A 17942-nucleotide genomic window follows, 5' to 3' on the forward strand; every position below is an offset into this window, starting at 1 on the left:
TACGTCTTTTAGCAGCGGCATGTTTTTTCCTCCTCACTGTATTTCATTTCCCATCGCTTCCTGCTTCGATTATGATAAATAAAAAGGAGGTTTTCAAGTTGAAAAAATGGCTTTTTCCCGGAATTCTTGCGATGGCGCTTGCCGGATGCAGCAACGGGCCTGCCAACCCCGATGAAGCGACCGCTCCAGCAGACGTTATCGCGACGGACCTTGAAGCCCCTTGGTCGATCAATAAGCAAGGCGATACTTTCTATATATCGGAACGAACCGGCACTGTCGCTTATATCGATGCTGATGGACAGATGGAACGCCAGCAAGTTGAGTTCTCATCGCCTTTGTCTTCTGCTTCCGAAGCGGGATTCCTTGGATTTGTGCTGAAGCCTGATTTCAAGGACTCCAAAGAAGCTTATGGCTATTATGTGTATGAGGACAATGGCAAATCTTTCAACAAAATTGCGGAGTTCCGGTTGAACGGCGAAAGCTGGTCGGAAACGGCCGTGCTGTTATCTGGCATCCCGACAGGCAATGTCCATCACGGCGGCAGGCTAGAGTTTAGTGAAGACGGCACCCTTTACGCGACGATCGGCGACGCATCGGAACCGGAGCTTGCCCAAGACCCTGCTTCGGTCAACGGCAAAATTCTTCGGCTCAACGAATTTGACGAATTTGAAATTTATTCCCTCGGCCACCGAAATCCACAAGGCCTGGCATGGGACGACGAGACGATGTATGCCGCAGAACACGGCCAGTCTGCGAATGATGAGATCAACATCATCGAGCAAAATGCCAATTATGGCTGGCCCAATATCGAAGGGGAAGAAACAGCAGAAGGTCTTGAAACGCCACTTGCTACTAGCGGCGCAGGCGACACATGGGCGCCGAGCGGAATCGATTTCCATAACGGCGCATTATACATTGCGGCGCTTCGCGGAACTGCGATCAAAGTGATGGATCCTGAATCCGCTGAAATCATCGATTCGATCGAAGGCTATGGCCGGATCCGCGATATCCATTCAGACGGAGACAATTTGTATTTCATCACCAATAACACAGATGGCCGCGGCACCCCAACAGACGGCGACGACAAACTGTATATTTTAAATGAACAGTAAAAAGCGGAGACCAGTGTCTCCGCTTTTTTTCATTTCTATAGCTTCTTCACCATTAACAATTCATCGATGTAACGGCTTCCTGCCTTTTGGGCATTCGGTGTCGTGCCGATGCGCTCGAATCCGGAGCGTTCGTAAAAACGGACTGCACGCGGGTTAGCGGAATTCACAGCCAGTTCGAGCTGTTCAAGTCCCTCCCAGTCAACGGCAAACACCAGCAAATGATCCAATAGCTTGGATGCAACTCCTGTACCTCTTGCTTCTTCCGCCGCATAAACGGCAAGTACTTCGGCTCGGTGACTGGTCTTCTTACCCGACAACCTGAGCAGCGTCATCACAGCGAGCAGTCGGCCGTCGTCATACGCACCGAATGTCACAGCTGAAGGATTGGCCAAATTTTTAGCTGTCGCACTTACCGGTCTTGCGTTTGCTTCATTAAAATCAGTCGAAAATGCATCGGCATCCGTCTGCAACGCCGTTAAGCGAAGCTCCCGGTACTGATCGGCATCGTCTTGCGTTAACCGCCGAAATTCCATTGTCTGCACCCTTTCTTTAACGAAGCTCTTGGAAGATGCGCCCTTTGCCGTCTTCAACATGGAAAGTCGCATTCACCCCGTTGATTAGGATCACTTGCGGGGGCTGATGGCCGATATCGGCATCGTATATAACAGGAATTTTCAGCTGCTCTGCGAGTTCCTGATACACCATCTCAGCAGTATAGCCTTGTACCGGATCGTTCGCTTCGCTTCTGCCAAAGACGATACCCGAACAATTATCGAACCAGCCCGCATATTTCATTTGCAGCAAGCTGCGCTTTAGATCGGTCGTATTCATGTCGCAGTTTTCCAAAAACCAGATGACTGGTTCACCCGGAATAAATTTCTTTCGAAAAGCTTCGATACCACCGTAAGGAGTCCCGATCAGGTGGCGAATGACGTCAATGCATCCACCTAGTAGCCGGCCTTCTAGCCGTTCTGCATGCCCCGATACGGTTTTCCAAATAGTCGGTTCCGTCAAATGGAAGACCTGAGGTGTCGGCTTGTCGTGGTCCCAAGTTTTTTGGTAGCGTTCCGACGAAACCTGTTTAATGACCGCGCCTTTTGTCAACGCAAGCACATCCGCCCAACGCGCAGTGGTCGGGTCTGTTTCCGTGCCACGTAAATCGACAATATTGGTGCCATGAGCTGTCGCAATGCCGGTATTTAAGGTAATCGCCAATGATAACAGGCTGATATCCGAATACCCAAGCAACCATTTTGGCGTCAGTTTCTGGAAATCAAGGTGTTCCATCAACTCGAACAATAACTCCCCGCCCCATGGAGGAATGATGGCATCAACTCTCGAATCACGCCAAATGTTGACCAATTCTTTAGCACGAACCGCTGCAGGAGATGACTTGGCTTCCAGTTGCGTCCAACTATTGGGGCTGCTTTTGACGGCATAGCCTTGCTTCTCCAACTGACTGATTGCCGTTTCCAGTACGTGATGCAATTCTTTTGGCACACCAGAAGATGGTGCTGTGACGCCGATGGTTTTTAATGCTCGATCAGGATAACGGATCAATGTCTCTCCTCCTTACCAATTAATATAATTGAACAATACATAAACAATGCCTAACAGTAAAGCAGCACCTAAACCAGTCAGTACGGCATGGACCAGCCCATCGACTAAAAGATTCGGCTGTTTGTCGAGTCGCTTGCCTTTAAATTGTGAGAAATCGGGAGGCGTTTCTTTTAAATTGCGTTGCTGAACGGACAAGTCATTTTCATCATATCGCTTACTCATTTATGAACACTCCTATAATTTAACATTTTTAAATTATTTTACTTTTACAATTATACTAAAAACTGCGGGAAGAAAACATGCTAGTTTTTTGCATCATATCCTATATTTTGGCTATAGCTTGTTTTTTCGGGTATAGAGTGGAGGTAAACTTATTTAAAGGAGGACATTAAGATGAAAACACTAGTAATCGGAGCAAACGGCAAAATTGGCCAGCATTTGGTACGCTTGCTCGCGGAACATCCGGAACATACGGTGAAAGCGATGATCCGCAAACCGGAACAGCGTGCATTTTTTGAAGACCTGCAGGCGGAAACCGTTTTGGCAAGTCTTGAGGGAAGCGTAGAAGAGCTGCAAAAAGCGATGTCGGATTGCGATGCAGTCGTCTTTACCGCCGGCAGCGGCGCATCGACTGGCGCGGATAAAACCTTGACGGTTGATTTAGACGGCGCGGCAAAGGCCATCGAAGCTGCAGAACTTGCCGGCATTGAGCGCTTTCTCATGGTCAGTGCGCTTCGTGCCGATGATCGCTCACATTGGACGAAGGAAATGACACCTTATTACATTGCCAAATACCACGCCGATCGCATTCTGCAATCAAGCAGTCTTGCCTATACAATCGTCCGTCCAGGCTTGTTGACGGATGAAGCGGGAACAGGTCAAATCGCTGCAGCCGGTCACCTCGAGCCTGGCAGCGTCTCTCGAGAAGATGTTGCAGCAGTGATAGTAGCCTGTCTCGAAGACACAGAACTCGAGAATAAAGTATTCGAGTTGACCTCGGGCGACAGTTCTATCGAAAACGCGTTGAAGACAATTTAATAACGCAAAAAAGCAGGTGAAGAGTCTCATCTTCACCTGCTTTTCTATACTTTCGTATACTCCTGGCTTTTCCAATTGCGGTAGCCGATTACCACTTGGAAAACGAAGGCGATCGAACATACTGCGATCGCGATATAGCCGAGTACCGTAATCGGCTGCATAATGAGCGACTGTAAAACCAACAGCAACATCAAAGCCGCAATCCCAAAATTGAGAATATAGGGCTTAGCGTAGAATTTTTTCGAAGCGATGCCGACAAAAATCGCCACCCCGATTATTGCGATAATTAACAATGTGTCCATTAAATTCCATCCTTTTTAAAATTAAGTCATTTCCTAAACCAACTATAGCACAATTCCAATTCGGAAAGCGGCTCGCTTTTAGCTAAAACAACAAGTAAAAACCCCCACTCCACACCTAGTGAATGGGGGGTTGTACTCAGTCCGCTTTCAATTCTCCAACCAGCTTGCGGTAAGAGTCAAAATCGAATTCGACGCTTCCTTTTTTATAAAACCACAGTACAGCTTTTTTGTCGCCTTGTGCCAGCATATGCGTAACCACAGCTTTTGGGCTCGACAAATCGATACCCGCCTGGTCTGCTTCGCGCAATTTTAACAGCATTTCGTGTTTCGTCGCCAATTGGGCTTCCCCCTTTGTCATTGCGGCAGCTCTCTTAAATCGAGCAAGACCGGAAGTTCATTAAAATCAGCACGTTGCATCAATCGAATCAAGCCGGATGCCGTATCTTCCGGGCTACTGAGCTTGCCGCTGCTTTTGTAATTGCGGAAATGCTCAATCTGCGGAAAATCCTCTTCTCCGCTTTCACGGATTCGCTCTTGCATGCCGGTGTCGATGATGCCGGGCGCGACGGATACCGCTTTTAAGTTTTCGTATTCTGCATCGAGGCAAGTGGTGTAATGGTCAAGGCCCGCCTTGCCCGCACAATAAGCGCTCCAGCCCTGGACTTGCTTTCTTCCAGCGCCGGAAGAAATATTGACGATGCGGCGGTTGTTTGAAGTCTCTGTTCCGCGCAAGAATGCGGAAGATAAACTCATCGGTGCGGTCAAGTTCAACGTGATGCTTTTCGCGATATCTTGGCTCTCGTTGGCCGCTGCAAAGCCGATTGGTTCAACCGTACCGGCATTATTGATCAGCGTGACCGCTTCAGCTTCAGCCGAAATAGCCTGTACGGCTTGAGCCACGACATGGGAAATCCCGTCAATATCGGTTAAATCGTGAGTGATGAATAACGCGCCTGTCCAGTCGGTCGGTTTCGAACGGGCAATGCCGATCACTTGCTGGCCGGATGCTGCTAATTGCTTGCTGAGTGCTAGGCCGATGCCTTTTGAGGCACCGGTAATAATAAATGCTTCCACGCTCACACCTCCACTCCATTTTTTTCGTACATCACTTCGCCTGCGACGACTGTCATTTCCACTTCGGCGTCGAGCAGTTGCTCATAGGGCCCTTCGAATAAATCGCGGTCGAACACGGTGAAATCCGCATCAAATCCTTCTTTGATCAAGCCGCGGCGATGTTCCATACAAATGGCTTGTGCACTGCCGTAAGTATACAGGCGAATCGCTTCGAAACGGCTGAGCTTTTGGTCGGGCAAATAGCCTTCATGCGTTTCTTCAGGGCTTCTGCGGGCAACTGCCGCAAATAAGCCTTGGCGCGGATCGACTTCCTCAATCGGTGCATCGGAACCGCCAGCGCAAATGACGCCCTCATCCAATAGTGTTTTCCAAGCATAAGACAAAGCAAGTCGATCATCGCCGAGGCGCTCCACGACCCATGGGAAATCAGACGGCACAAAGCTCGGCTGCAGATCGAGTGCCACGTCAAGCTGTTTCAGACGTTCGAGTAGGTCGGCTCTCAACACCATGGCATGGATCAGACGATCTCGTTTGCCTTCAGGCGTTGGGTAGGCTTCGATGGCGTCAAGCGCTTTTTCCATGGCAAAGTCACCGATAACGTGGATCGCCACCGCTTCCCCGTGTTTTCTTGCGACCGACACGAGGCGCTTTAATTCTTCATCTGAATGAATCGCCACACCGCTCGTTGATGGGTCGTCTGTATAAGGGCGGCTAAGCAGCGCGGTTCTGCCGCCGATCGAACCGTCAGCAAATAATTTCATCGGGCCCGGGTCGATAAACGGCTCCAGATACTCAGCGTTTTCCATCATTTCCTCGAATGCCACATGGGCGCGCAGCAAATGGGCACGGAATTTCGTCTCTTTGCCGATGACATTATGGAAAGCTTGCAGCGGCCGTGAATAATGGCCGTAATACCCCATGTCTTCTGTATGGCCGCCCGTTAATCCGAGTTTTAATAAATCGTCAACCGAGGTTTTCAACGCTTTCGTCAAATACTCGACGCTCACTTCCGGCACGACGTTAGCCACTAAATCCTGTGCGGCATCGAGCAAATAGCCTGTCGGTTCACCGTTCGTATCGCGGACAATGACGCCGCCTTCTGGATCTTCGGTTTCTTTCGTAATACCTGCTAGCTCAAGCGCACGTGAATTGGCAAGTACCGCGTGGCGGCATACGCGTTTTAGCATCATGGGTGATTGACAGATAGCGTCGAGTTCGCTGCGGTGGAAAATTTTCCGGTCCGGGAAATTGTTTTCATTCCATCCTTCGCCGATAAACCATTCATCGCCCGAATGGTTTTGCGTCGACTGGATCAATTGTTGTCTCATATCGTCTGAACTGTCGATTTTCGACAAATCGACGCGCATCAGCTTTTCTCCGTGCTGGATCAGATGGAGGTGGCTATCGACAAGCCCTGGATACATGGTGCGGCCGGCCAAATCGATTTCCTTATCGGCTAGCTGATGCAATTCCTCATATGAACCTGTTTTTTCTATGCGATCATCAGAGACGAGAACCGCATCGACCGTTTCGCCCTCTGTTGTCATCGTGTAAATGTGTCCCCCGTAAATAAGCACCTTCATCTAAAACCACTCCTTTTCTCTTTGTTCATCATAAATATATTTTTCAGTGCATTCAATAAGTTTGGCTGGAAACAGTAAACTTTTTCTGCATACAGACACAAATACATGCATCCCCCATTTATGATATACTATGCACAACTTTAGAAAGCTGAGGTGAGCTCCCGGACATGGGGGACGAATTGGACAGTATATTTTATCTTTATATCACAACCGCAAGTATTCTTTTATTTTTTACCGCTTTTTTTGTAGGAGCGGAATTCTCCATTATCCGGGTGCGCTTATCGCGTATTGAACAAGCCTTATCGGAAGGGCGCAAAAACGCCAGTTGGCTGGAAAAAATCAGCAATAATCTCGACTATTATTTATCCGTATCGCGCTTCGGCATCGCCATCACGGCAATTGGCCTGGGCTGGCTGTCGAAAAACATCGCCGAGCTGCCTGCCGTGCGGTCCGTAACAGATTATGCCGGTTCCGCTGCGGCGGGGCCTGTCGCCTATATCACAGTGCTCGTGCTAGTCTTTATCGTCCGTGCGATCATCGGAGAGCTGGCACCGAAAGCTTTAGCCGCACAGTATGCAGAGCGCGCAGCATTTCGCCTCGCACCTGCCCTGAGTCTTGCCGGCAGTTTGTTTGCTCCGGTGCTTTGGCTTCTTAACGCGGCGGCACGGCTCTTATTGCGTCCCCTTGGCATTCGGACATTGCAGCCGGAGTACGGCCATTCTGAAGAGGATTTGAAGCATTTGATGCACGAAAGTTATCAGAGCGGCGAGATCAACCAAAATGAACTAGCGTATATGCAAAACATCTTTTCCTTTGATGAGCGGCTGGCAAAAGACATCATGTTGCCAAGAACGCAGATGATTACTATTTCACTAGAGATGGACCACGATGAGTTAATGGAAATTATTGAAGAACATCAATATACACGCTATCCTGTCACCGAAGAGGGTGACAAAGACGCCATCATCGGCTTTGTTAACATTAAAGAGTTATTGACGAGCTACACGACAGCCGGAGATCTTGCCAAAAGCTTGACGATCCACGATTTGCCGTTCGTCCATGATCAGGCGCCAATCCAGGATGTGCTATTGCGCATGCAAAGCCAGCACGTCCATATGGCGATCGTCGTTGATGAATACGGCGGTACGGCCGGCGTCATCACAATGGAAGATATCTTGGAGGAAATTGTCGGCGAAATCCGTGACGAGTTCGACCACGATGAAACCGACGACATCAAACGCGTGGATCACCATAATTTTCTCGTCAACGGCCGTGTGCTATTGTCGGAGCTCGAAGCCCGCTTCCCGATCGAATTCGAGGAAAGCGAAGACATCGATACGGTCGGCGGCTGGGTCCAAATGATGGACACCGACATCGCAGAAGGCGGGGTCATCGATTTGACCGACTTCCGCTTTATCGTGCGCGAGATGGAAAATCACCAGATTATTACTGTCCAATTAAACAAAAAAATTACAGCCTAATACTAGAGAGCTGTCCCAAAAGTCAGGAAAAACGACTTTTGAGACAGCTCTCTTTTCATATTGCACGATGCATATTTTCCACTTGACGCTGAAGTTTCCAATCTGCCGTTTTATTTATATAAAGGACAAGCAATCCTCACAAGCATAGCCACTACGTTCCCTTACAAAAAAGAGGACAAAGATGCTCCTCTTTGCCCTCTTGCTATTCTGTGCTGCCAAGATCTCTGCCCATCAAATCGGCTGAAACCGGCTGGCGGTTCAATTCACGCGACCACACGGATAATTGGCCGATATGGTGGATTTCGTGTGCGATAATGTGATGCATCACATCGCCCCAGCGGTCCCTGTATTCGGTACCGTCTTTGTCGATAGAAACAAGAACTCGGTCTTCCATGTGGCTGTCCCAATTGGCAACAAATTCTTCGACTTCCTCTTTGAAGCATGCATCCAGTGCGCGTATTTTTTCAAGGCTATGGTAGTCATCAAAAGTTCCTTTAAAATCCGCTTTTCCTTGCAATACACGAATCCAACTCCACTCAACGTCTAGAATATGGAACAGTGTTTCAAGAATACCGCCAATACCGCCTGTTCGTTTCTTCAACAGTTCTTCATCGCTGATTTTTTCGCACCATTGGTACCATTCTTCTCTAACTATCCAATTATAATGAAATAGCGTCTTCATGGGCGACCTCCTGCTGGTTGCTGTTCTAGTCAACGCAGAAAATGGGGAACCTGCTAGTATCGAGGCGCCCCCATTTTTCTTATTCTTTGTCTTGTAACAACGATTTCTCGTATTCGAATTTCTTCATCAGCATCTCGCCTGTATAACCTTCTTCGATCAATTTCGCCAACACGGCTTTTGTCTGATCATCAGCCGCCTCCGGATGCTCGTCGCGGTCAAACTCCACAACACTGTCCTCATCGGAGATCCAGTCAGAATAACTGCCGACATACAATTTCAAACCTTCGTGTTGTTTTTCCGTAAGCATGGCATATAAAGCCGCTGCCGTGACGCCGCTGCCGCAATAAACGACAGCCGGTTCTTTTGGCTGCAGCAAGTTGCCAAACTCTTCGTCGGTGCGGAACGCCTGATTCGATACCAATTGAGACCAATCATAATTGCGTGCGCCCGGTATTCTGCCAGCGACCGCATCGATCGGTTCGCTCGTCCCTGCATAGCGCTCAGCTGAACGAGCATCGATCAAGACGCCCAGTTCTTTGCCATCGACGATTTGCTGTACATCGCTTCTTGTCGCGAGCAATTGATCGTGAAACTCCGGAGTCACTGATGACGCCGAGTATTCTGTCAGTTCGGTTGAAGTGGCAACGCCTTGCTGCTTCAATTCGTTAAACCCGACGCGGCTGATATGGGCATTTTCAAATCCGGCATAAGTGAGCAGCCACCAAGCCCGCGCAGCGTAAGGAGAGCCTCCTTGGTCATAAACGACGATTGTATCGGTCAACTCCAAGCCAGCCGCTTGGAACAATTGTGTGAGCTGCTCCTTGCCTGGCATTGGATGGCGGCCGTTGTTTGACGCCATATCAGACAAATCGCTCTCTAAATCCCAATGAATCGCACCTTCCACATGTTCCGCCGCAAAACTTTCGCGTCCCCAAGCGGAATCCTTCAAGTCAAAACGCGCATCGATCCACCGAATATTTTCTGTATCTATCGTTTCAATAAAAACAGTCATGTTATCCCCTGCCTTCCATCAATTTTTCGTGCAATTGTTTCCATTGTGCCAAAATCTCGCTTTGCTGTAACAGGCTGCGCTCGGATTCGATCTGTTCGATCGCCTGGCGCAAGAGGTGCTGCCGCAGCCCTTCTGCTTCTTGTTCAATCCAGAACTCCGCCCATTCAATTAATGCAGCTTTTTCCTGCTCCAAATAACGGTCAGCGTCCGGTTCCATCATTCCTTGCAAGGCGTCACGCATCGCTTCTTTTTCATTTTTCTCGAAAAAGCTCTTATTGTTTTTGTAATACGATTTGACTGTCGAGTAGTCGGCCTCGTTAAACGGTTGCCCAGCTTCTAAGAGCTGGGCTTCTTTCACTTCGTATGGAAGCAAGGAAAACTCCGCATTCCAGTCCTTTAGTTTGGCTGCATCGTCTTTAAAGCGTTCCGTCAACTTTTTCTCGACAAACCGCGCAAGACGCAGATTGGTCACTCTCATCTCCTGCTGGAAATCAAAAGCCGTCATTTCCCGTAAATCGCGCAAAGCCGTTTCGAGCGCTTGCTTAGATGATTCCCTTGAAAACAAGGAAGGGTTGAAGGCTTCCTTGAAGAAATCATTAAAGCGGTAGAACACGCGTTGCTTAACGTAATACAGCAGTTCACCGAGTTCTTGGCTCGCTTCTTGCTCCAATACCGGTGCCATCGTCTCGCTATAGCGTTTGCGGACTTTTTGTTCCACTTGCTTTAACTCTTCTAGCCGTTCATCCTTGCGCTCCAAGTTTTTCTCGGTTGACTGGATCAAATGGCGGAAACGGTCTACCGTTTTCTGTTCTTCTTCAGAAAGCGACTGGACCGCCATCCCTTTCAATTCTTCTTTCAAAAAATGTTGGAAGTCTTCTTCGAACTCTGGCATGCCGGAAACAGCGCGATCTTTCAAAGCTTGCAGGCTTGATACGCCAAACAAGCGCGGGAAACGGATCCCGAATCGCTGCAATTCATTGCCGACATAATCGATGACTGCCTGCTTATCCTCTTCGTTATTCGCCAAATCGATGGCATTGACAACGAAAAACATCTTGTCCATTTCAAATGCATCTTTCACGCGGCCGAGCTGAATCAAAAACTCGCGGTCTGCTCGGGCAAAGGCGTGGTTGTAATAAGTGATGAACAAAACAGCATCTGCATTGCGAATGTATTCAAAGGCGACATTCGTATGGCGCGCATTGATCGAATCCGCCCCCGGTGTATCCACTAAAGTCACGCCGTTTCTCGTCAATTCACAGTCGAAATAAAAATCAATTTCCTCTACAAAACAACTGCGTTCTTCTTTGGCGACATAGAGGCTGAATTCTTCGCGATTGACGCGCACAGTTTCACCAAGATTTCCAGAGAAAGCTTCATAGCCGCCTTTAAAGGCCAGCAAAAACGATTTATGGATTTGCTGCTCTGTCGTGGCTTCATCTGGCAAGGTATCTGTTTTGGCATAAGCCTCCTCTAGCGTTGCAACATGTATGCCGAAGATCGCAAACGAATTTTTGACATCTTCCGTCATTGCCGCAACGGTCTTCAAACGCACATCGGCCGTTTCGTGAGGGTGCGCTTCAGTGACCGGGCGAATACGGTTGATGGTTGCAGTTGTCGGGTTCGGGGAGGCCGGCAATACCGTCTCGCCCATCAAAGCATTTGAAAAAGAAGATTTTCCGGCACTGAAAGCACCGAATAAGGCGATGGTGAATTCTTGGCCTTCTAAACGCTTCGCTTTGCGCTTCAAATACGCGACCGTCTCCGCGAATCCACGGACCGGCTCCAGAATGTCAGCGGTTTGGCTGACTCGTGATAGCACTTCCTGCTCATCGAACGAAGCTAATTCCGTTTTTTGTACGTTCTCCTCATCGTTCCATTGCTGCTGTTCTGCCTCTTCAAGCATCGACGGCGTAAATTCCACCATGTCGTCAGCCGACAAGTCGAATTCTTCCTGCCAATGGGCTACTTGTTGTTCCGCCGCATCCATTTGCTTGGGCAATATGGCCGTGAACGATTTTTTGACTTTATCGATCGCTTCATCCATTTCCTCAAGCGTGCGGATTGCGTGCACTTTTTGTTCGAGCGATTCGGATTTCATGTCGATTTCTACTCCGGCATCATCCGGCAGTCCTTCAAAGCTTTCCTGTTGGCGGGCTTTCCATGGATCGGTCTCCGCGATGAGCCAGCGCTGCACTTGGGCAGTCAAACTTTTGCTGACATTCAGCACCGTATCCGCCGTCATCGTGGCCGTTTCAGGAACATTCTCTTCAACGACTGAAAACGGCAAGTCGAATTGCATTTTGTCGATTTCCAGCGACTCATTATCCGTCAACAAGCCCGCTTCTCGGAGCGAAGTCTTCATCAATTTTTTTAAATGGCCCGACATTTGGGAGTCGATCGTTTTCGACAGCTTGTCTTTAAGATCTTTTTTGCGGTTCTCTCGCTCTTCCTCGGTTTTTTTGCCGCTAAATAGCAAACCCACTTTGAATCCTGGTTGGCGAGCTTCGATATAAGGACTTAACGCATCCCTTACTTCATAGGGCATGATGTTGGCGTTTTCAAGCAACTCTTTGCGCTTTTTCTCAAAATTCGCTCGCCAATTGTCGTAGTCCTGAACCGAACTGCGGCGCTTGATCAGTTCGTGCTCTTTTTTTAGGTCTTCGCGCGCAGCCCATTCTTCTTCTGACAAAACAGTCGAGAATGCTTCCAGCCGCTCTGCTTTTTCATCTTCCAAAAAGCCGATATGTTCATCCTTTAATTGGCGCATGGCAGAAGCGGTGGCTTCACCAAGATGCCCTTGCCAATTGTCCATGACCGAAGAGACGAGCTGTTTAACTTCTGGAAATTCATTGCCTGGGAAGTCGTGGACTTTTAATGAAGTGAAAAAGATGCCTTTCGGTTCGACGCCCCAAGCTGCAAAACTATCGGCCACCGATTGCTCGAATTCTTCAAAACTCATTTCACTTTCCTGATGTTTGTCGATTTGATTGACGATCAAGTAAAGATCCGTATATTTCTGCAGTTCCCGCGTGAAATTAAAATTCAACTCGGATTGCACGTGGTTATAATCCATCACATAAAACACCATGTCCGCTACGTGCAAGGCAGATTCTGTCGACATTCTATGGGCGTCGTCCGTCGAATCGACGCCTGGCGTATCCATGACCGTGATGCCCTCTGGCAATACAGACGCCGAATGCCCAATGTCAATTTGCGTAACATCGCCACTCTTACAGAAATCCTTGACCGCCTGAAAATCGTAATTCTCCGGGAAGTACACAGGACGGTCTTCTCTTCGATTAACGATAGCGTAATCCGTTTCTGCCTTGTGTACATTGACGATGTTGGCGCTCGTTGGAATTGGACTCGATGGCAATAAAGTTTCTCCCGTCAATGCATTAATCATCGACGATTTTCCGGAGGAGAAATGGCCGGCAAAGCCGATGATGAATTGGTCTTTCAAGATTTTGCGCGCAAACAATTCCGCTTTTTCTTTGCGTTCTATGTCTTCGTTGCTCTTGAAAATCCGGTAAAGATGCGCCGTATCAATTAATTCCTGTTTATGGTCTGTCGCTGTCATATGTATATCTCCTTCACCGTTACTTCTATTCATCATATCATTTTTTCCGGCAGAACGAAAAACATCCTTCCATTACTGGAAGGATGTTTTGTCAGGAAAATCCGTGGATCGACATGCCGCCGTCAATGAACAAAGTCTGCCCCGTAATATAGCCTGCAGCATCCGAAGCCAAGAACACGACAGGTGAAGCCACTTCTGGCAACTCGCCGACACGTTTAAGCGGTGTAACAGCAAGAATGTCATCCATGTATTGCGGATCCGAAAGCACTTTCTCAGTTAATGGCGTGCGGAAGTACCAAGGGCCAATCGCATTGACGCGGATACCGTGTTCGCCCCACTCCATTGCCATCACTTTAGTCATTTGAATAATTGCCGCTTTAGAAGCTGCATAGATGACACCGGTTTTCAATGCGCGTTCGCCACCGACGGAACTGACGTTAATAATCGACGCACCTTTATTCATATGCTTGGAAGCTTCCTGGGAAAACATGAATACACTTTGTGAATTGGTGTCCATGATTTTATGCCATTCGCTGTCCGTCGCATCATCCAGTTTTGAGCGGATATTCATCCCCGCATTATTGACGAGTATATCGATACTACCGAACCGCTCGATGGCTTGTTCGATTGCAGTTTGGATGTCGTTGCGATTCGTTACATCCGCCACTGCATAGGACGTGCGCTCGCTATCCATTTCCTGTAACACTTGTTCAAGATCGCTTTCGGTGCGCGCAACGAGCAGGACGTTTGCTCCTGCTTCACCGAGTGCAAGCGCGATAGAGCGCCCAATGCCTTTCCCTGCGCCAGTCACGATGGCGGTCTTGCCTTCTAGTCGAAAAGATGCCAACACAAGCACAGCCCCCTTAGTCATTTATTATTCACTTAATCGATATCTTCTGCATGTTGTCGAGCCTTACTTCAGCTGATAAATCTTAGTATATTTCGCTTCGAGATAGTCAGCTAGATGATTTCCATTCAAGCCCTCTCCCGTTGCTTCTTCTAGCAGTTCAAGTGGTTTTTTCACCGCACCGTGTTGGTGGACTTTATCCGTTAGCCATGCCGTGACGGGTCCGATTTCTCCATTTGCCAATAGCTCATCGAAATTCGGGATATCTTGTTGCATGGCTTTTTTGAATTGGGCTGCATATAGTAAACCCAGTGCATAGGAAGGGAAATAGCCAAAGCTGCCGCCTGCCCAGTGGACATCCTGAAGCACACCTTCTCCGTCGTGTTCCGGACGGATGCCTAGGTATTCTTCGTATTTATCGTTCCATAAGGCTGGAAGGTCCTTCACTTCGTAATCGCCATCGAATAGCCCTTTCTCCAATTCATAACGGATCATAATATGAAGAGCATAAGTTAATTCATCTGCTTCGATGCGGATTAACGAAGGTTTTGATTCATTGATCGCCGCAAGGAATTCGTCGAGTGTTACCGCCTTGAATGAGTCGGGTGCATAGGATAGGAATTTTTCGTAGTTATTGCGCCAGAATGACTCATTGCGCCCGACAAAATTTTCGAAGAACAAAGATTGCGATTCATGGATACCCATGGAAGAACCGCCATCGACCGGCAAACCACTTAATTCACCGCTGATATTTTGTTCATACAAGGCATGTCCCGCTTCGTGAATCGTACCGAAGACGGCCGTTCGGAAGTCCTGCTCATCATATTTGGTCGTCACTCGGACATCTCCACGGTTCACAGCGATCATAAATGGATGCACCGTTTCGTCTAGACGTCCTGCCTCGAAGTCATAGCCCAATTGTTGCAAGACATCCAAACTGAAATCCTGTTGGGCTTGTTTCGGGAAGTGCCCATACAAAAATTCCGTATTTGGCTGATTTTCAGATTCTTGGATTTGTTTGACGAGCGGCACGATGCGTTCTCTCAACTGTCCAAACACTTTATCCAACTGTTCGGTCGTGACGCCTGGCTCGTATTGGTCCAAAAGCGTGTTGTAGACACTGCCGTTTTTCATGCCCCAATACCCGACAAAGCGGCGTGTGGTTTCCACGAGTTGCTCGAGATACGGCTGGAACATCGCGAAATCTTTTTGTTCTTTCGCCTGTTCCCAAACGGATTCCGCTTTGCTTGTCAAGACGACAAACTCACGGTATTCTTCCGGTGGAATTTTGGCATTCAACTGGTATTCACGGTCCGCCTCTTCTACTGAACGCTGCATGGCCGTTGATAAGCCTTGTTGCGTTTTCAGTTCAGCAATTAGCTTGCCATATTCCTCGGATGTGGACAGTGCAAACAGGTCGGAAGATAAGGTTCCGATCGTCTCCGAACGTAAGTCTTGTCCTTTTTTCGGTGCACCTGTGCGCATATCCCAGTACAGCAAGGAAATCGCTTCGTTATAACTTGTCATTTTCTGGTGTAGTTCCCTGAATTGTTGTTCCATTGACACAATATTCCTCCTTCTTTACCGATTTATTGTACCATATAGAGGCTTTTCTTCGCTTCTCTAGCTTTGCCAATTTTAATTTCCAGATGGGACATCAATGAAAAAATGAAAAAAACAGCGGGGCAATTCCCCGCTGTTCTATAGCTTATATCTTATTCAACGGTTTTTCGCCGCTACCGGCAAAACATTCTGCCAGAGGTGTTCAATGCGCAGTTCTTCTTCAGTCAATAGCAAATGAATTTCGCCGTGGTCGGAAGAAGAACGGATAAGCCGTCCGACGCCTTGCTGCAGCCGCAGCTGCATGAATGGCAAGTCAATCTCATCAAGCGGATGTTCGCTGAATTTGCGTTTGGCATCAAATACCGGATCGCTTGGCGGCATTGGCAAATCGACAATGATGACTTTGGTCAAGGCATCTCCTGGCAAGTCCATGCCTTCCCATAGATGGTGAGAGCACAATACTTGGAATTTGCCTTCTTGGAAATCACGTACAACAGAAGACAATTCACGGTCGCCTTCAAATTCGATGGCAATTGATGAATCTGTCGGCACTGCACGTTTGAAAGATTGCATGGCGGCTTTAGATTTAAAGAGCACTAAAGTCTGTCCACCTTCCGCTGCCAACTCCATGACACGGGACGCTTTTTCTTCCTGTGCAACGGGGTGTTTGAAGATTTCCATCACTTCTTCGTATTCAAACGGAGATGGCACCGAGAATGATTCGAAGTCGTCGATGCCTAGCGTATCCGCCAAATAAGTGAAATCTTTGGCTACGGATAAGGTAGCGGAAGAAAAGACGATCGGCAATTTGCCTTCAAACAGTTTTTCCTCGAGTATATCCGTGACAAGGCGCGGCATGATCACTAAAGTTTCGATTTCATCTTTTTCTTCGAGCCAGCTGATGGCGTCGCCGTTTTCAACAAACAAGCCCATCGAGAAGTTGTATTGCTCGAAATACTCCTCAGCCAAGTTCAGTTCGTATTCGGGAATGCTGAACAATTCGCCTTCGAAGACGAACTCTTCCAACAAAGTATCGACCGTTTTGATCAATTCCGTTCCGATGCGTTTCAATAGCGGATCTTCCTGAATCGCTTTGCGATCTTCCTCGCTTGGGATCAAATTGCTCCGCAGCACACGGAAAAATTCGGTATGCAAATCGATTGTCCGTTCAATCAAACCGAGCGTCTTTTCACGGACGCCATCGACCATGACTTTTTCCGTAACGTCGTAAAGCGAACTTTCCTGTACTTCGTAAGTCAGTGCACGTTGTGCCGCAAATTCGAGTAAATGCCCTTCATCAAGCACAATTTGAGAAACTTCCGGAAGCAACGGGGCTTGGCCTTCATGCTTGCGGTTTTCTTTTGTCCAAATATGCTCCATCAAAAAATCGTGTGAGCAGATGACCAGGTCAGTCGCTTCCCGGTAATGGTTGCGGTGCAAGGTCAATCCGCATTTATTGCGCATATCGCAAGCATTGCAGTTTTGGATTGGATGATAATTGACTTGCTGCCATTGATCATCCGTCAGTTCTGGATAACTCGAGCGCTCGCCGTAAGGATACATTTGTTGCATCGAATAGGTTTTGTTGACGAATTCAGGTAGCGTGTCTTCGATATGGTCGAGAAAATCCGCTTCGCTGCGTTTTTTTGCCCCTTCAAAGCGTTGCAGGCAAAGGTATTGATCACGTGATTTGGCAAGACGGACATCCAAATTCAAGTCGAATAATTCATCTAACCGGTCGATATCGCCGCCTTTTTTGACCAATTGCTCGATCAAGGCTTCGTCTGCACAAGAAATGAGTGCAGGCTTTCCTGTGTAGCGCGCGTAAGCGATAGCGGGCAGTAGATAAGCCATCGTCTTGCCTGTCCCGACACCTGCTTCTGCAAACAGCACTTGTCTTTCTTTTAATGCTTTTTCCAATTGAAACGACATGAAAATCTGTTCATCGCGGAGTTCATAGCCTTTTTCAGGCAATATATCGTAGAAGATATCCCCGATCCAATCGTTCAATGAGTCAAAGAATGTTTTATCTTTAGATAATGGAAATGGCAATGCTTGTCTCATATAAAACCCCTCATAGAGAAACGGAAGGGCGATCAGCCCTT

Annotated in this window: 16 protein-coding genes; 3 read left to right on the plus strand and 13 right to left on the minus strand. The window is 48.0% G+C overall.

Annotated features, from left to right (window positions below; all coding sequences use genetic code 11):
- Positions 1 to 98: 98 nt before the first annotated feature.
- A complete protein-coding gene (locus AY633_RS00885; protein ID WP_068485713.1) occupies positions 99 to 1112 on the plus strand; it encodes a PQQ-dependent sugar dehydrogenase in 1014 nt (337 codons plus the stop codon).
- A 35-nt stretch (positions 1113 to 1147) separates the two neighbouring features.
- Here the strand turns inward: AY633_RS00885 and AY633_RS00890 are convergent, their stop codons facing one another.
- Genes AY633_RS00890 through AY633_RS00900 form a run of 3 tightly spaced genes read right to left on the minus strand, consistent with a single transcriptional unit; the run spans position 1148 to position 2894 of the window.
- A complete protein-coding gene (locus AY633_RS00890; RefSeq protein ID WP_068485715.1) occupies positions 1148 to 1645 on the minus strand; it encodes a GNAT family N-acetyltransferase in 498 nt (165 codons plus the stop codon).
- A 16-nt stretch (positions 1646 to 1661) separates the two neighbouring features.
- Positions 1662 to 2672 (minus strand): S66 family peptidase, encoded by a 1011-nt coding sequence (locus AY633_RS00895; protein WP_068485717.1) that lies wholly within the window; start codon positions 2670 to 2672, stop codon positions 1662 to 1664.
- Positions 2673 to 2684: 12 nt separating this feature from the next.
- On the minus strand, positions 2685 to 2894 hold the full coding sequence (locus tag AY633_RS00900; RefSeq protein ID WP_068485720.1) for a hypothetical protein: 210 nt from the start codon (positions 2892 to 2894) through the stop codon (positions 2685 to 2687).
- Between the two features lie 171 nt (positions 2895 to 3065).
- On the opposite strand from AY633_RS00900, the gene AY633_RS00905 reads away from it, so the two are divergent.
- Entirely contained in the window at positions 3066 to 3710 is a 645-nt protein-coding gene (locus AY633_RS00905) for an SDR family oxidoreductase (RefSeq protein WP_068485722.1), read from the plus strand.
- A gap of 44 nt (positions 3711 to 3754) precedes the next feature.
- On the opposite strand, the gene AY633_RS00910 is transcribed toward AY633_RS00905, so the two are convergent.
- The 4 genes from AY633_RS00910 to AY633_RS00925 all read right to left on the minus strand — a co-directional run bounded on the left by AY633_RS00910 (position 3755) and on the right by AY633_RS00925 (position 6669).
- The gene (locus AY633_RS00910) at positions 3755 to 4012 is read right to left on the minus strand and encodes a hypothetical protein (RefSeq protein ID WP_068485724.1); all 258 of its coding nucleotides are present in this window, start codon (positions 4010 to 4012) and stop codon (positions 3755 to 3757) included.
- 136 nt (positions 4013 to 4148) lie between these two features.
- Complete coding sequence (locus tag AY633_RS00915) at positions 4149 to 4349, minus strand: hypothetical protein (RefSeq protein WP_253183145.1); 201 nt, start codon at positions 4347 to 4349, stop codon at positions 4149 to 4151.
- A gap of 17 nt (positions 4350 to 4366) precedes the next feature.
- Entirely contained in the window at positions 4367 to 5086 is a 720-nt protein-coding gene (locus AY633_RS00920) for an SDR family NAD(P)-dependent oxidoreductase (protein ID WP_253183146.1), read from the minus strand.
- Between the two features lie 2 nt (positions 5087 to 5088).
- Positions 5089 to 6669: an amidohydrolase gene (locus AY633_RS00925; protein WP_068485728.1), complete on the minus strand. Its 1581-nt coding sequence runs from the start codon at positions 6667 to 6669 to the stop codon at positions 5089 to 5091.
- Between the two features lie 167 nt (positions 6670 to 6836).
- Between AY633_RS00925 and AY633_RS00930 the strand changes: the two genes are divergently transcribed.
- Complete coding sequence (locus AY633_RS00930; RefSeq protein ID WP_260804404.1) at positions 6837 to 8150, plus strand: hemolysin family protein; 1314 nt, start codon at positions 6837 to 6839, stop codon at positions 8148 to 8150.
- 202 nt (positions 8151 to 8352) lie between these two features.
- Here the strand turns inward: AY633_RS00930 and AY633_RS00935 are convergent, their stop codons facing one another.
- The 6 genes from AY633_RS00935 to AY633_RS00960 all read right to left on the minus strand — a co-directional run bounded on the left by AY633_RS00935 (position 8353) and on the right by AY633_RS00960 (position 17901).
- Positions 8353 to 8832: a DinB family protein gene (locus tag AY633_RS00935; protein WP_068485730.1), complete on the minus strand. Its 480-nt coding sequence runs from the start codon at positions 8830 to 8832 to the stop codon at positions 8353 to 8355.
- A gap of 79 nt (positions 8833 to 8911) precedes the next feature.
- A complete protein-coding gene (locus AY633_RS00940) occupies positions 8912 to 9844 on the minus strand; it encodes a sulfurtransferase (protein WP_068485732.1) in 933 nt (310 codons plus the stop codon).
- Position 9845: 1 nt separating this feature from the next.
- Positions 9846 to 13427 (minus strand): dynamin family protein, encoded by a 3582-nt coding sequence (locus AY633_RS00945; RefSeq protein ID WP_068485734.1) that lies wholly within the window; start codon positions 13425 to 13427, stop codon positions 9846 to 9848.
- A 91-nt stretch (positions 13428 to 13518) separates the two neighbouring features.
- Entirely contained in the window at positions 13519 to 14277 is a 759-nt protein-coding gene (locus AY633_RS00950) for an SDR family NAD(P)-dependent oxidoreductase (protein WP_068485736.1), read from the minus strand.
- 63 nt (positions 14278 to 14340) lie between these two features.
- Positions 14341 to 15834 (minus strand): carboxypeptidase M32, encoded by a 1494-nt coding sequence (locus AY633_RS00955; RefSeq protein ID WP_068485738.1) that lies wholly within the window; start codon positions 15832 to 15834, stop codon positions 14341 to 14343.
- Positions 15835 to 15993: 159 nt separating this feature from the next.
- Positions 15994 to 17901, minus strand: a complete 1908-nt coding sequence (locus AY633_RS00960; protein ID WP_068485741.1) for an ATP-dependent DNA helicase — start codon at positions 17899 to 17901, stop codon at positions 15994 to 15996.
- Positions 17902 to 17942 lie beyond the last annotated feature (41 nt).

Source organism: Planococcus maritimus, assembly GCF_001592825.1.
In the GTDB taxonomy this organism is placed as follows: Bacteria; Bacillota; Bacilli; order Bacillales_A; family Planococcaceae; genus Planococcus; species Planococcus maritimus_C.